We start from the raw sequence: 15,396 nt of genomic DNA on the forward strand, positions 1-15,396 counted from the left end.
CTGAAAATCGAAAGGAGGAAGAAGGAATGAAGTATATTATCGGTATTGACATTGGAAATTCATCAACTGAGTCTGCCTTAGCTCAGCTATACGATAATGGAACCGTCCAGTTTCTGTCCTCTGCGATTGCAGATACAACTGGTATCAAGGGAACAAAAGAAAATGTTCATGGCATATATCAGTCCCTGAAATTACTCTTAGAACCAACCAATCTTAGTATCAAAGATATTTCTTTAATCCGTATCAATGAAGCAACTCCCGTAATTGGAGATGTTGCTATGGAAACCATTACGGAAACTGTCATTACAGAATCTACCATGATTGGCCACAACCCAAGGACACCAGGTGGACTTGGGTTGGGGGTTGGTTATACCGTTGACATCTTGGACTTGATCAATAAGCCAATGACAGATAGCTATATCGTTGTGGCTTCTAAGCAAGTGGATTTTGATGCAGTTGCTCAACTTATCAATGCCTATGTTTCAAGAGGATATAAGATTGTCGGTGCAGTCTTGCAGGCTGATGACGGTGTCTTAGTTAATAATCGCTTGGAGAAAAAGATACCGATTGTAGATGAAATTTCCTATATAGATAAGGTGCCTTTAGGAATGTTGGCGGCGGTTGAGGTTGCAGAAGTTGGTAAAGTTATTTCCCAACTCTCCAATCCTTATGGTATTGCGACGGTCTTTCAGCTTGATGCACAAGATACTAAGCAGGTCGTTCCGATTGCCCGTGCCCTGATTGGAAATCGTTCAGCCGTTGTCATCAAAACACCAAAAGGAGATGTTCAAGCAAGGACAATTCCTGCAGGGACTATCAAGATTATTGGTCAGCAACAGAACACCAGCGTGGATATTTCAAAAGGTGCAGAAGCCATTATGGACCATGTTTCCCGTATTCAACATATCGAAAATGTTCTGGGTGAAGCAGGCACAAATGTGGGTGGTATGCTTGAGAAAGTCCGGCTTACCATGGCAAATTTAACTGAGAAACAACTGGATCAGATTAAGATTCAGGATATTCTGGCAGTGGATACTTTTGCTCCTATCACCGTAAAAGGCGGTCTTGCCGGAGAATTTTCAATGGAGCAGGCCGTTGGAATTGCCTCCATGGTTAACTCTGACAGATTACAGATGTCCCTTATTGCTCAGGAAGTTGAAAAGGAATTGGGTGTCCCTGTTGAAATCGGGGGAGCTGAGGCCCACTCAGCTATTCTTGGAGCTTTAACAACACCAGGTACTAGTCAACCAATGGCTATTCTAGACCTTGGGGCTGGTTCCACAGATGCCTCCATTATTAACCAAAAAGGGGATATCCAAGCTGTTCACCTAGCTGGTGCTGGTGATATGGTCACCATGCTCATCAATACGGAGTTAGGTCTTGAAGATAGGCATTTGGCAGAGGATATTAAAAAATACCCCCTTGCCAAGGTAGAAAGTATTTTCCATATTCGTCACGAGGATGGTAGTGTCCAATTCTTTGACAAGCCTTTGAGCGGAGATTTATTTGCCCGAGTAGTCATCGTCAAAGACACCGGAGAATTAGTACCTCTTGACACAGACTATTCTATCGAAAAAATCAAGATTGTTCGCCAGACAGCCAAAGAAAGAGTCTTTGTGACCAATGCCATTCGGGCCTTAAAGACAGTCAGTCCGACGCAGGACATCAGGGACATTCCATTTGTGGTTATAGTAGGTGGTTCAGCCTTAGACTTTGAAGTACCGCAGTTGATAACCGATGCCCTATCTCAGAGCAATATCGTGGCAGGTCGAGGAAATATCCGAGGAGCTTCTGGACCAAGAAATGCAGTAGCAACAGGTTTGGTACTTTCATACTGTAAAGAAGAGTGGGGTGATGCTTATGTTCTATCAAGCAACTAAGCCAGTTATTCTTATTTACAAGTTGGGAAAGGTGCCTGAAGACAAGTTGACTCAGTTAGAGCTTGGTATGGAGGAAGAAGGAATTCCATTTTTAAAAGAAACTATAGAACTTTCTTCGGAAAGTATCGTTTCTCTGGCCCATCAAGCTGCTCAGTCCTCACCACTCTCGGTTGGTTTAGCTATCAATGAAAGAGAAATTGTTCTCCATTATCGAAATTTACAAACGGAACAGTTTTTCTATCGTTTAAGTGACTATCCAAACCAGTCTAATCGTGTCTTAAGGATTTTAGGGACTAATGCAGCTAAACTTGTTAAAGGAACTCCATTGATACAGGATTCTGCCTTGGAAACATCCTTTTAGAAATAGGTAATCGGAGAGAAAAGATGACACAAAATCAAATCGATGAAATCCTGCTTCAAAGAATCATTCAAAAATGTCAAGAGCTCTTAGAAAAAAAAGATGATTTACACAGCATAAATCTCTATGACCTAGCTTTTGATATTGTAAATCGTGCCAGAGAAAAAGCACAGGAATTGAAAGTACCTGTTGTGATTACCCTGGTGGATGCAGGTGCTCATGTAATCCTATCCTATCGCATGGAAGATTCCCTTTTGGTTAGCTACGATATGGCCTATAAAAAAGCCTACACAGCTGTTGGCATGAAAATGCAGTCAAAAGACCTAGCTCTATTAACAAAACCCAACCATTGGCTCTTTCAACTAGAAACAATGTCAGAAGGTCAGATTGTTAGTTTAGCAGGTGGAATTCCTATTTATTCCAAGGGACGGATTATCGGAGCAATTGGTATCAGTGGCGGCAACGCCATAGAAGATCAAACAATTGCCGAGTATGCAATTGAAGAAATAAATCTAAAATAATATTAGAAGGAGATTCTCACGATGGAGAAATACATTGGTGAATTTTTAGGAACAATGGTTCTGATAGCCTTTGGTACAGGCTTCGGATCCTCAATTAGTTTAAAACACGCCCTATCCAAAAATATGTCCCCTAGTTTCCTAACTGTAATCTTTGCCTGGGGCTTTGCCGTAATGTGCGGTGTTTATGTGGCGGGCTTCTTTGAAACAGGTGGGCACCTAAATCCCGCAGTCACAATCGCTTTTGCCTTAGGTGGCTTGTTTGACTGGAGTATGGTGGCAGGTTACATCATTGCACAAATTCTCGGTGCCTTTACTGGTGCAGCAATCGTTGTTTTGCATTACTATCCACATTTCCAAGCAACAACAGCTGAGGAAGGGAATTCAGTCGGTATTTTTGCCACTGGTCCAGCTATTCCAAACACAACCTTTAACTTCTTGAGTGAAGTAATCGCGACCTTCTTCTTCATTTTCGTTTTGTTATTGATGAATACTGCAGGTTTTGCAGTAGGTCTTGCTCCTGTTGTAGTTGCTTTCCTAGTTATGGCCATCGGTCTTTCATTTGGTTCAACAACGGGTTATGCCATCAACCCTGCGCGTGATTTCGGTCCTCGTTTGGCCTATGCCCTCTTACCTATTCCAAATAAGGGCGGAGCGAATTGGGGCTATGCTTGGATTCCAATTGTAGCACCAACTGTCGGTGCAACTCTAGCTGTATTCGTATTTAAAGCCTTGGGAATGGGCTAATCCCTCTCTCATTGTAAAATGTGATTAAAGAAAGGACGAGTAATGAGGAAAATTTTTGCAATCAATGCTGGTAGTTCATCTTTAAAATTTCAATTATTAGCCATGCCTGCTGAGGAAATCATCGCTAAAGGTATATTTGAAAGAATTGGAGAACCGGAATCGGCATTTACTTTGGTTTACCAAGGACAAAAGGAGACAGAAAAACTAGTTCTTTCAAGTTATAAAGAGGCAGTAAACTATCTATTAAAAAGATTAGATGAAAAAGGTATTATACAATCTTTAGCAGATATTGCTGGAATTGGGCATCGTGTGGCCCATGGTGGTGATTATTTTAAGGCATCGGCTTTGGTTGACGAAAGTGTCTTGACAAAGATTGATGAATTGTCCTTCTTAGCTCCAAGTCATAATCCAGCAAACTTAGAGGTTATTAAAGCCTTCAAGGAGCTTTTGCCAAATACTCCAAATGTGGCAGTTTTTGATACAGCCTTTCATCAAACCTTAAGCGAGGAATACTACCTTTACCCTCTACCTAGAAAGTATTATGACAAATACCGTTTACGCAAATACGGTTTCCATGGCACCAGCCATAAATACATTTCTTTAATTACCAAGGAAGTATATAGACAGCAAGCTCTTGATACGGATCAGTTGAAGGTCATCAGTTGTCATCTTGGCAATGGAGCAAGTATCTGTGCCATTAAGGGGCAACAATCCATCAATACTTCCATGGGCTTCACTCCTTTAGCAGGGCTGATGATGGGCTCCCGAAGTGGTGATATTGACCCAGCCATTCTTCCTTTCCTAATGGAAGAAGAAGGCTTGACCCCTAGTCAAATCACAGCCATTCTGAATAAAGAGTCTGGACTATTAGCTGTTTCCGAAATTAGTAATGATTTGCGAGATATCGAGGAAGCGTATCATAAAGGCTATTCTCAAGCCATCACAGCAATTGAAATGTTTACCAATCGAATTGCTCATACCATTGCGACCTATATGGTAGATTTAGGTGGAGCAGATGCCATTGTTTTCACAGCAGGAATAGGTGAAAATTCCAGATTGATACGTGAGAAAGTCGCAGAAAAACTTTCTGTTTTCGGTGTGAAACTTGATCATGAAGCAAATGAAAGTAGTAAAAAACTGATTAGTAAAGACGATTCCAGTATCAAGTTATTTGTGCTTCCAACCAATGAAGAACTAATGATTGCAAGAGATACAATGGAATTGATCTCATAAAATTACATATTTCCTCCATTCTAGCCCTAATGAAAGGGCTAGAATTTTTTTGTTTGAATAAAAAATAAAAAAATCGCATAAAAATACAAAATAATTGTTGACAAGTGTATAAAATTACTATATACTAGATATATCTTTTGAAAAGAGGAAGAAAATATGGAGAAAATTACTTTCAAGGTCCGATGATTCATTAGGAAAAATGACATCGTTTCAATAAAGAAGGAAAAAGAGGATAAAAAATGAAAAAACTATTTACTTTAGCAGCTACCTTGTTAGCTGGATTTACACTAGCAGCTTGTTCTTCAACTAGCTCATCTTCAAGCCAATCAACACTCGAGAAAATTAAAGAAAAAGGAACCTTGGTTGTAGCGACAAGTCCTGACTATGCACCATTTGAATTCCAAACGCTTGTTGATGGCAAAAACGAAGTTGTTGGAGCAGATATTATGCTGGCACAAAAAATTGCGGATGAGCTCGGTGTGAAGTTGGAAGTATCAGCCATGAGCTTTGACAACGTTTTGAACAGTGTCCAATCTGGCAAGGCTGACATTGCAATCGCTGGTCTATCTTACTCTGAAGAACGTGCAAAAGTTTTTGACTTCTCAGAAAGCTATTACCAAATCGCTGACGTCCTACTTGTTAAGAAAGAAAATGCTGAAACCATCTCAAGTGTTGATGCTCTTGCAGGAAAATCCTTGGCTGTTCAAAAAGGTTCTACCCAAGAAACCTATGCTAAAGAAAAAATGGCAGATGCAAAAATTATTTCATTGACACAAATGGGTGAAGCGGTTAATGAATTGAAGACAGGTAAGGTAGAAGCTGTCTTGATGGATTCACCAGTTGCGGCAGGTTATGTTTCACAAAACAGTGACCTTGCTATTGCATCAGCACAGTTTCCAACCATTGATGAGAACTCAAAAGTTATCGCCCTTCCAAAAGGAAGTGCAGATTTAAAAACTGAAATTGACAAGGTAATTGCAGAAGTAAAAGCAAGTGGCGAATTTGATACCTTCCTTGAAAAAGCAGCAACCTATACAGCTGTTGAATAAGTCAGACAAACAATCATCGGAAACGGTGGTTGTTTTTTCATGCAAAAAAGAATGAAGTTTTTGAACTCCATTCTTACATGCTTTTATTTCACCCGTTCTAGATAGAAACTTGTCAAGCGTGGAACGGTTATTGTAGCCCCATTTTCATCTGGATAGAGGCTGAATGTTTCCATTGGAATGGCATTAGAAGAGAAGACCAGTTTGTATTCGCTATCAGTAGGCAAATCCAAGTGGACGTCAAATAATTCTTGGTCGTTAAAATTATGAATGGTCAAGATTTCTTGGTCATCACTCATGCGTGAAAAGGCATATAGACTAGCTTCGCTATCAATTTTCACCCACTTAAATCCTTTATCGTAGGCTTGATAATCATACTTCCAAAAAGCGTCATGTTCGCGATAGAAAGTAGACAGGGTCTTCATCATCTGGTAGAAACTAGAGTGAGTTGGATAAGTTAGTAAATTCCAATCCATTTCAGTGTATTCATGCCATTCACGGATGTGGCCCCATTCATTGCCCATAAAGAGTAATTTCTTACCTGGATGAGCAAAATAGAAGCTGTAGTAAACACGTGCCAAATGAAACTTGTCTTCGTAATCTCCATTCATTTTATCAATGATAGATAGTTTTCCATGAACCACTTCATCATGGGACAATGGCAAGAGAAATTGTTCATTCTGGTTGTAGTACATGCCGAAAGTGATTTCATTTGAATGGTATTTACGATAGACGGACGGACGTTCAACAAATTTCAAGGTATCATTCATCCAGCCCAAATCCCATTTCATATCAAAACCGATACCACCTTCTTCAAGAGGATGGGTGACTTTAGGATAACTTGATGAATCTTCCGCAATCATCATGACACCCTTATAGTCGGTGTGAACCATGGCATTGACACGCTTGATAAAATCAATCGCCCCATGGTTAATCTTGTCATCTTCCGTTTCCCCACGCCAGTAGAGCAGGTAGGACAGGGCATCCACCCGAATGCCGTCAAAATGGAAGTTTTCCAACCAGTATTTGAGATTAGATAGAAGGAAAGAACGCGTCAAGCCCTTACCTAAATCAAAGTTTGCTGTTCCCCACTGGTGATTTTCGCGGTCTTGCTCATTCGGATATTCATATAGCCAACTACCGTCAAACTGATAAAGACCATGGGCATCCTTACAGAAATGAAGTGGAACCCAATCCAGAATGACCCCAATTCCAGCCTGGTGACATTGGTCAACCAAATACTTGAGTTCATCTGGCTTGCCATAGCGACTGGTAGGGCTGTAATAACCTGTAACCTGATAGCCCCAAGATGCATCTAGCGGATGCTCAGTGATTGGCAAGAGTTCAATGTGAGTGTAGTTATTTTCCTTGACGTGTTCAATGAGAAGCGGAGCAATTTCCTTATAGTTATAAAAGGCTTCTAGTGGTGCACCACCCTCATTTTTATTGACAAATTTCTGTTTCCAGGAACCCAAGTGAACTTCATAGATAGAAACAGGTTGCTCCTTGAAATCGTAATCGACGCGATGGTACATCCAAAGATCGTCTTTAAACTTGTATCGCGGATTGTAGGTTGTAGAGGCAGTATTGGGACGTTCTTGGCTGAAAAATGCATAAGGATCAGCCTTGTAGATTTCCCGACCATCGTGGGTGATAATCACATACTTGTAGTCCTCGAAAGATTTCAAACCTTCAACATAAAGCTGATATACACCGTCAATTTCATGCTGTAGGGGATGGGTTCGTTGCCAGTCATTAAAGTTTCCAACCAAGAAAACTTCTCTAGCATTTGGAGCATAGACACGGAATTGAGTGCCAAGGATTTTATTGCGCTCCTTCACCAAATGAGCACCCATTTTTTCATAAAGAGTAGTATGCTCACCGGAATTCATATAGTATAAATCCAAATCAGTAAATTCTGTCATAGCAATCTCCCTTGTGGAAAAGGAGTGGACCTTGGTCGCACTCCCCTTCAGTTTGTTACAAATCTTATCTAGCCACTGATTTCACGGTAGAGCCAGATGTATTTTTCAGCAGAAGCAGTCCAACTGAAATCACGTTCCATGGCCTGTTTGACCATAGTGTACCAGTCTTCTGGACGGTCATAGTAGGTCTGTAGAGCCAAATCATAGACTTGACGCATATTGTAGGCATCCCGACCACCAAATGTAAAGCCGGTACCTTCTTTGCTGTCAATATGATAAGGTGTCACCGTATCTACCAAACCACCTGTTTCACGAACCAATGGAAGTGTACCATAGTGCATAGAAATTAACTGGCTGATACCACATGGTTCAAACATAGATGGCATGAGGAAAAGGTCACTTGCTGCATAAATTTGGTGGGCAAGCGGTTCATTATAGCCACGGTAGAAGGCAAATTTTTCAGGATAGGCATGTTTGAAATGGTTAAAGGCATTTTCAACATCCGCTTCACCATTCCCCAAGATAACAAATTGGACATGGGCTTGAAGAAGATGGCTGAGTACCTCAGTCAAGAGGTAGAAGCCTTTCTGCCAGGTCAAACGAGAAACGATACCAATCATCAGGACATGTTCATCCTGTGGAAGTCCGAATTGCGCTTGTAAAGCCAATTTATTGGCTTTCTTATCTCCGATTGTTTCAAGGTTATAGTTCTTCACAAGATAGTGGTCTGTCTGACTGTCCCAGCTATCGTAATCAATCCCATTGACAATACCGACCAAATCATGCTTGCGAAGCTCTAGGACGTGTTGCATATTTTCGCCAAATTCTTCGGTCAAAATTTCACGCGCATAGGTATCTGAAACAGTTGTGACCTTGTCAGCATACAAGATACCCAATTTCATAAAGGAAATGCACTCGTCATGGAAACGAGCAATCCCATCTAAGTAGTAGCTGTAGTCCATTCCCAGAGCAGACCAAAGGGCTTGTTTATGGAAAATGCCTTGGAAAGCTAGATTATGGATGGTGAAGACATGCTTGATAGCACGGAATTCCTCACGGTAGCTGTAGAAAGTACGGCAGAGGAATGGAAGTGCAGCAGTATGCCAGTCATGTGTATGAATGACATCTGGGAAGAAATCCAAGGCTTCCAATAGACGACAGGTTGCATGCTGGAAAAATCCGAAACGCATAGCATCATCGTCATAGCCATAAAGCTCATCTCGCTCAAAGAAATCACGGTGTTCAATGAAATAGAAAGTAACACCATCGATTACTTGGCTGTAAACATTAGCCATGGACTGAATGTCGCCTGCACGAACATCAAAACTGGACACATAGTCAAAATCAGCATGGTTATTGATAGCAATTTTCTTATAGAGTGGTAGAACCACACGGACATCCAACCCCTGTTTTACCAATTCTTTTGGCAAGGATCCGATAACATCGGCCAAACCACCAGTCTTGATGAATGGAAGTCCTTCAGATGCAACAAAGAGAACAGATTTTCTTGTCATGATTTCTCCTAGATGATTTGATGTGCTTTGATGTAGGCTGGATTTGCTTCACTGCCCTTAATATCTGTAGAATGAACAATCTTTGTCGACTTGTCAATGATGGCATTTTCAATGGTAGTACCGTTCTTGATAGTTACACCATTGAGAATGATAGAGTTTTTAACGACAACCCCTTCTTCAATAATCACATCACGGTCAATGACGGAGTTTTCTACCTGACCATTGATGTTGGCACCGTTGGCAATTAGGCTACGTTTGACTTCTGCCAGAGGGCCATAGAGAGTAGGTGAAGAATCGCTTGTTTGCGTATGAATTGGCCAGTCATTCTTGAAAAGAAGTTTACGAGTATCACGGTCAATCAAATCAATCTGTGTTTTGAAGAAAGATTCCACATTGTTGATACAAGCTACAAAGTCACGGTGTGCATAGCCCATGATTTTGTATTGATCCACTGTATCACGAAGAATATCTTTCAACCAATAGAGTGATGAAACCTTGTTGGCACGTTTGATCAACTCGATAAAGGTCGTGCGTTTCATGATGTAAGCTTCTAATGAAACAGGACGGTTTTTGTACTTGCCGTGGTTTTCTTCAAAAGCAACGACACGTTTGTTATCGTCAAATTTCAGGGTTTGGCAACCGATGAAGTTTTCTTTAGCATCGGTGATATTCTTGTAGAGAACTGTAATATCCGCCCCTGTTTTCTCATGCTCTTCCATGACGTTGGTAAAATCTTGGCTGTAGATGAAGTAAGAAGGTGCAATCAACACATATTCTTTGGTTGAATTTTCAATGAAATGAAGGTTGTCAGAAAAGGCATTGATATCATGTTGATAAACAGAGTTTGGATCTGTCACACTGTTGAGCAAACGAAGAGAGCCACGTTTACTGTTGATGTTGTAGTGTTTACCTGTACCAACGTGCTGGATAGTTGAGCGCATACGAACAGGCATATAAACTTGGAACTCTGTAATACCTGAGTTTGACATGTTTGATAGAACGAAGTCAATTAGTCGATAGCGTCCCAAAAAACCAAAGGCTTGTACGCCACGATGTTCCATTACGTCACCAAAGTGTACATTGTTTCCTTCAATATTTACAATTCCTAGAGTATTTCTTAACATAGCAGTCCTTTCTTACTTGGTTACATTCTTATCGATCAAGAGGATATTATCAGCGTCACCAGAGAGTTTGGTTCCATCCGCAATCTTAATGTTTTCAGCAACGATGACATAGTCTAGCTCAACTCCCTCACCGATGACAGCACCAGGAAGAAGGACGGAGTTTTTCACAACAGCTTCTTTATGAACCTGAACATCAGTTGAAATAACAGAGTGTTCTACATAGCCGTCAATGATAGCCCCTTTGTCAATGTAGGCTGACTTAACAGTTGCGGTAGCACCGATTACTTGAGCTGGAGAGCCCTTGTCTTCTGAGTAAATTCTCCATGAACGGTCTGAAAGATCCAAGTCACCTGCGTGGTCAATCAAGTCCATGTTTGATTCCCAAAGGCTGTTCACAGTACCAACGTCCTTCCAGTAGCCACGGAATGGATGGGCGATAAGGGTACGACCGTCTTCCAAGTATTTAGGAATGATGTCATGACCAAAGTCGTGTGAAGATGTTTCAGATTTATCATCCTCTTGGAGATACTTTTTCAAGGTCTTCCAAGTGAAGATATAGATACCCATGGATGCCAAGTTGCTCTTAGGATTTGCAGGTTTTTCTTCAAATTCTTCGATACGGTAGTCCTCATCCGTATTCATGATACCAAAGCGAGAAGCTTCTTTAATTGGCACTTCAATAACAGCAATAGTTGCGTCGGCTTTTTTCTGAATGTGGGTATCAAGGAGCTTGTCGTAGTTCATCTTGTAGATGTGGTCACCTGACAAAATCAAGACATATTCAGGATCGTTCAAATCAATGAAATCGATGTTTTGTGTAATAGCATCAGCAGTACCTTTGTACAGACCAAAGCCTTCAATCTTCTCACTTGGAGGAAGGACAAAGACACCAGAACCTTGCACATCCAAGCCCCAACGTTGTGATTGAGCAACGTAAGAGTTCAAGAGGACAGGTTCATATTGGGTCAAAACTCCGACAATATCGATACCTGAGTTGGCACAGTTACTGAGAGGGAAATCGATAATACGATATTTTCCTCCAAATGCGACCGCTGGTTTAGCGACTTTCTTGGTCAAACCTTCTAGACGTGTTCCACGTCCACCAGCAAGAATCATAGCTAACATTTTATTTTGAGCCATCTAACCACTCCTTAATATATATTATAAGCAAATTATAACATAGATATAAAAAAAATGAAAGCGTTTCCTAGACAAAAATTGAAATATTTCAATTTTCTTTTCAGAAAGCTTTCATGAATATATTATAACATATTGTTTTTGGATTTGTCTATATAAATCTGTATTTACTTCTTGCCAAATTTAACTTCTTCCAGAAGGTGGTTAATAAATTTTTCGCCCATGTCTGATAGCATAGCTTTTTCATGCTGGATATAGACCAATTCTATTTTATCATCAAATTCTAAAGGAATTGAAACAATGTTATCTCCATTGAGATTAGAATTGAGGATACCGGTTGCAATGGTATAGCCATCTAGACCAATCAGTAGATTAAAAAGGGTAGCACGGTCAGAAACGACAATCGATTTCTTGTGGTGCTCTTGTGCCAATATTTCTTCAGCAAAATAGAAGGAGTTGTGGATACCTTGCTCGTAGCTAAGATAAGGGAAATCAGCTAATTCGTCCAAAGTTATCGATTTCTTCTGTGCCAGTGGATTTGTCTTGCTGACAAAAACGTGGGGCTTGGCAGTAAAAAGATGGGTGTAGGATAGACGATTATCGTCTAGCAGTTTTAAGAGAACATCACGGTTGAAGTGATTAAGGAAAAGCACGCCTATCTCTGAACGGAAGTTTTTGACGTCATCAATGATTTCCCAGGTCCGTGTTTCCCTTAGAAAGAGCTCATAATCTTCCAAGTCCGTATCTTTTAAGAGGGACACGAAGGCATTAACTACAAAGGCGTAATGTTGGGAAGATACGCTGAAGAGTTGGCGTTTAGCACTTGGATTTTTATAACGATCCTCGAGGAGTTCCGTCTGTTCAACGATCTGGCGGGCGTAGGAAAGAAATTCAATACCATCCTTGGTCAGGGTAATCCCCTTGGAATTGCGGAAGAAGATCTTGATGCTAAGTTCCTTTTCCAAGTCGCGTACGGCATTGGAAAGACTGGGCTGAGTGATGAAGAGTTGTTTGGCAGCCTCGTTCATACTGCCAGTTTCTGCGATTTTAATAATATAGTATAATTGTTGAATTCTCATATCTCTATTGTATCATGATTTGACAAATAATTCTAAAAAATGTATAATGCTGAAAATATATCCTTTAACTGAGTCCAGAGAGGCGAAGAAGGGAACGTGATAAATAGGGCAGATACTGCCTTCTTTTCGTGTAACCTTGCTAGCCAGCAAGGTTTTTCTCTTATATCGACTTTCTTGTTTTCTGCATTTGCATAGAATAGGAGAAAAGATGATTTTAAAAGAACAAATGTTGCTTGTTGAACAAGTCCAACTTGCCCCACGTATTTTTGCTATGACCTTACAGGGGGAGATGGTCCAGGATATGAAGATGGGGCAGTTTGTCCATATTCGTGTTCCTGATGATTCCATGCTTTTGAGAAGACCAATTTCTATTTCCGAGATTGATAAGGTCAACTCTCAATGCAGGCTCATTTATCGAGTGGAAGGTCAGGGTACGGAAGTCTTTTCTAAGATGACTGTCGGACAACATTTAGATGTCATGGGACCGCTTGGGAAAGGTTTTGAAGTGGACTTTCTTACAGCAGGTGACCATATTCTCATTATTGGAGGGGGCATCGGTGTTCCACCCCTGGTGGAAGTAGCCAAACAGGCTGCGAAACGTGGCGCCAAAGTCACGTCAGTCATTGGCTTCGCCACAAAAGAGGCAGTCATTTTGGAAGAAGAATTAGCCCAATTCGGTCAGGTCTATGTCACAACGGATGACGGTTCCTACGGACAAAAAGGAACGGTGGCAAGTGTGGTTGAACAGTTAACAGACGGCTATGCAGCCATTTATTCCTGTGGAGCACCTGCTATGATGAACTATGTTGATCAACGCTTTCAGGATCATCCTCATGCCTACATCTCCCTTGAGGCGCGCATGGCTTGCGGAATGGGGGCTTGCTATGCCTGTGTTGTCAAACCAAAGCAGGGACAAGAACACGAGAATAAGCGTGTCTGCAAAGAAGGTCCAGTCTTTACGACCGGCAGTCTGATGTTATAGGAGGTTGAGATGAAGAAACGATTAGCCATTTCCTTGCCAGGCTTGGACTTGAAAAATCCAATCATTCCAGCCTCTGGTTGCTTTGGTTTTGGTCAGGAGTATGCGGACTATTATGACCTCAACCAGTTGGGCTCCATTATGATTAAGGCTACTACTCGGTATCCTCGTTATGGCAATGCGACTCCCCGTGTGGCCGAGACACCGGCAGGTATGCTCAATGCTATTGGACTTCAAAATCCGGGTGTTGAGGCGGTCTTATCTGAAAAGTTGCCATGGCTAGCGCAGCATTTCCCAGACTTGCCCATCATTGCCAATGTGGCAGGTTTTTCCAATGAAGAATATGCCTATGTGTCAGGGAAAATTTCACAAGCTCCAAATGTAAAAGCCATTGAACTAAATATTTCCTGTCCAAACGTGGACCATGGCAACAATGGATTGCTGATTGGACAGGTGCCAGAATTGGCCTACGATGCTGTAAAGGCTGCGGTAGAAGCTTCCTCTGTGCCTGTCTATGTCAAATTAACACCGAGTGTGGCAGATATTACCCTCTTGGCAAAGGCGGCTGAAGATGCTGGTGCCAGCGGTTTGACTATGATTAACACCTTGGTTGGTATGCGTTTCAATCTTAAAAATCGCCAGCCAATCTTGGCAAATGGTACAGGAGGAATGTCAGGTCCAGCGGTCTTTCCAGTTGCCCTAAAACTCATTCGTCAGGTGGCACAGATGACCAAGCTACCAATCATCGGCATGGGTGGTGTGAATTCGGCTGACAAGGCTTTAGAGATGATGATTGCTGGAGCTTCAGCCATTGGGGTTGGAACGGCCAACTTTACAGACCCATTTGCCTGTCCAACCATTATCAAGGATTTACCAAAACGTATGGATGTTTATGGGATTGACACCTTAGAAAATTTACGCCAAGAAGTTAGAGAAAGCTTGGGTAAGCGTTGACAAAAATAAAATAAAATAGTATTATTAGAGTAACATCGTCCTTTAACCAAGTCCAGAGAGGCTGAAAAGGTAGCATAATATAGCTTGAAAGTTGATTTTCAGGCTGATTTCGTCTACCTCCCTGTCCAATCTGGCAGGGTTTTTGTGTCGATTTGGAAAGGAATTTATGAAAGAGAAACGTCCAATTATCGCCTTAGACTTTGCGAGTAAGGGAGAAGTTCAGTCCTTCCTGGAACAATTCCCAGCCCATGAAAAACTGTATGTGAAAGTGGGAATGGAACTCTACTATGCAGAAGGTCCGAGCATTATTTCTTATCTAAAAGACTGCGGACACAGCATTTTTCTAGATATAAAATTGCACGACATTCCCAATACAGTCGAATCCGCCATGCGGGTTCTGGCAAAACTAGGTGTGGATATGACTAATGTTCACGCTGCAGGTGGGGTTGAGATGATGAAGGCTGCCCGCAGAGGATTAGGTTCAGAGGCTGTATTGATTGCAGTCACTCAGCTGACCTCTACTTCTGAAGAGCAAATGCGAGCTGACCAAAATATCCAGACCAGTTTGCAGGATGCGGTTGTTCACTATGCGCAAAAGGCGGCACAAGCTGGTCTTGACGGAGTCGTTTGTTCAGCACATGAAGTTGCATTGATTAAAGGTGCTACGAGGTCGGATTTTGTCTGCTTGACACCAGGTATTCGACCAGCTGGGGACGATCTAGGTGATCAAAAACGAGTTATGACACCGGCTGAGGCAGCCAGAATTGGAAGTAACTATATCGTGGTTGGTCGTCCCGTTACACGAGCTGAAAATCCTTACCAGGCCTATCTGGCTATTAAGGAGGAATGGGCACAGCATTCCTAGAAATAGAAATTCTATAGATAAACATGTACAAATCTGT

At 41.5% G+C, this 15,396-nt stretch carries 14 protein-coding genes; 9 read left to right on the plus strand and 5 right to left on the minus strand.

Translation table 11 applies throughout. The features are described 5' to 3' along the window. Positions 1-26: 26 nt before the first annotated feature. The 6 genes from PW220_RS04805 (at position 27) to PW220_RS04830 (ending at position 5,785) form a co-directional block, all read left to right on the plus strand. Positions 27-1,880 (plus strand): diol dehydratase reactivase subunit alpha, encoded by a 1,854-nt coding sequence (locus PW220_RS04805; protein WP_248054309.1) that lies wholly within the window; start codon positions 27-29, stop codon positions 1,878-1,880. Further along, positions 1,861-2,241 (plus strand): glycerol dehydratase reactivase beta/small subunit family protein, encoded by a 381-nt coding sequence (locus PW220_RS04810; protein WP_248054307.1) that lies wholly within the window; start codon positions 1,861-1,863, stop codon positions 2,239-2,241. The genes PW220_RS04805 and PW220_RS04810 overlap by 20 nt, the downstream gene beginning before the upstream one ends. A 23-nt stretch (positions 2,242-2,264) precedes the next feature. Next, entirely contained in the window at positions 2,265-2,759 is a 495-nt protein-coding gene (locus PW220_RS04815) for a GlcG/HbpS family heme-binding protein (protein WP_105117781.1), read from the plus strand. Between the two features lie 21 nt (positions 2,760-2,780). Beyond that, positions 2,781-3,503 carry an MIP/aquaporin family protein gene (locus tag PW220_RS04820; protein WP_024380875.1) on the plus strand — a complete coding sequence of 241 codons (723 nt, stop codon included), beginning with the start codon at positions 2,781-2,783 and terminating at the stop codon, positions 3,501-3,503. A 42-nt stretch (positions 3,504-3,545) separates the two neighbouring features. Then, positions 3,546-4,736: an acetate/propionate family kinase gene (locus PW220_RS04825; RefSeq protein ID WP_248054305.1), complete on the plus strand. Its 1,191-nt coding sequence runs from the start codon at positions 3,546-3,548 to the stop codon at positions 4,734-4,736. Positions 4,737-4,975: 239 nt separating this feature from the next. Continuing rightward, positions 4,976-5,785, plus strand: a complete 810-nt coding sequence (locus tag PW220_RS04830) for a transporter substrate-binding domain-containing protein (protein ID WP_248044575.1) — start codon at positions 4,976-4,978, stop codon at positions 5,783-5,785. Positions 5,786-5,868: 83 nt separating this feature from the next. Here PW220_RS04830 and glgB read toward each other — a convergent pair whose 3' ends face one another. The 5 genes from glgB to PW220_RS04855 all read right to left on the minus strand — a co-directional run bounded on the left by glgB (position 5,869) and on the right by PW220_RS04855 (position 12,561). Then, positions 5,869-7,707 (minus strand): 1,4-alpha-glucan branching protein GlgB, encoded by a 1,839-nt coding sequence (gene glgB, locus PW220_RS04835; protein WP_248054303.1) that lies wholly within the window; start codon positions 7,705-7,707, stop codon positions 5,869-5,871. A gap of 68 nt (positions 7,708-7,775) precedes the next feature. Next, positions 7,776-9,221, minus strand: a complete 1,446-nt coding sequence (glgA, locus tag PW220_RS04840) for a glycogen synthase GlgA (RefSeq protein WP_248054301.1) — start codon at positions 9,219-9,221, stop codon at positions 7,776-7,778. 8 nt (positions 9,222-9,229) lie between these two features. After that, complete coding sequence (glgD, locus tag PW220_RS04845; RefSeq protein ID WP_248044572.1) at positions 9,230-10,345, minus strand: glucose-1-phosphate adenylyltransferase subunit GlgD; 1,116 nt, start codon at positions 10,343-10,345, stop codon at positions 9,230-9,232. Positions 10,346-10,357: 12 nt separating this feature from the next. Continuing rightward, the gene (locus PW220_RS04850) at positions 10,358-11,485 is read right to left on the minus strand and encodes a glucose-1-phosphate adenylyltransferase (protein ID WP_248054299.1); all 1,128 of its coding nucleotides are present in this window, start codon (positions 11,483-11,485) and stop codon (positions 10,358-10,360) included. A gap of 164 nt (positions 11,486-11,649) precedes the next feature. Continuing rightward, a complete protein-coding gene (locus PW220_RS04855) occupies positions 11,650-12,561 on the minus strand; it encodes a LysR family transcriptional regulator (protein WP_172049982.1) in 912 nt (303 codons plus the stop codon). Positions 12,562-12,769: 208 nt separating this feature from the next. Here PW220_RS04855 and PW220_RS04860 point away from each other — a divergent pair, with 208 nt between their 5' ends. From PW220_RS04860 to pyrF, 3 genes are all read left to right on the plus strand, one after another. After that, on the plus strand, positions 12,770-13,543 hold the full coding sequence (locus tag PW220_RS04860) for a dihydroorotate dehydrogenase electron transfer subunit (protein WP_248054297.1): 774 nt from the start codon (positions 12,770-12,772) through the stop codon (positions 13,541-13,543). A 9-nt stretch (positions 13,544-13,552) separates the two neighbouring features. Continuing rightward, positions 13,553-14,494, plus strand: a complete 942-nt coding sequence (locus PW220_RS04865) for a dihydroorotate dehydrogenase (protein ID WP_248054296.1) — start codon at positions 13,553-13,555, stop codon at positions 14,492-14,494. Positions 14,495-14,660: 166 nt separating this feature from the next. Beyond that, positions 14,661-15,359 carry an orotidine-5'-phosphate decarboxylase gene (pyrF, locus tag PW220_RS04870; protein WP_248054294.1) on the plus strand — a complete coding sequence of 233 codons (699 nt, stop codon included), beginning with the start codon at positions 14,661-14,663 and terminating at the stop codon, positions 15,357-15,359. Positions 15,360-15,396: the final 37 nt, after the last annotated feature.

This window comes from Streptococcus sp. 29892, assembly GCF_032594935.1.
Taxonomy (GTDB): domain Bacteria; phylum Bacillota; class Bacilli; order Lactobacillales; family Streptococcaceae; genus Streptococcus; species Streptococcus hyiners.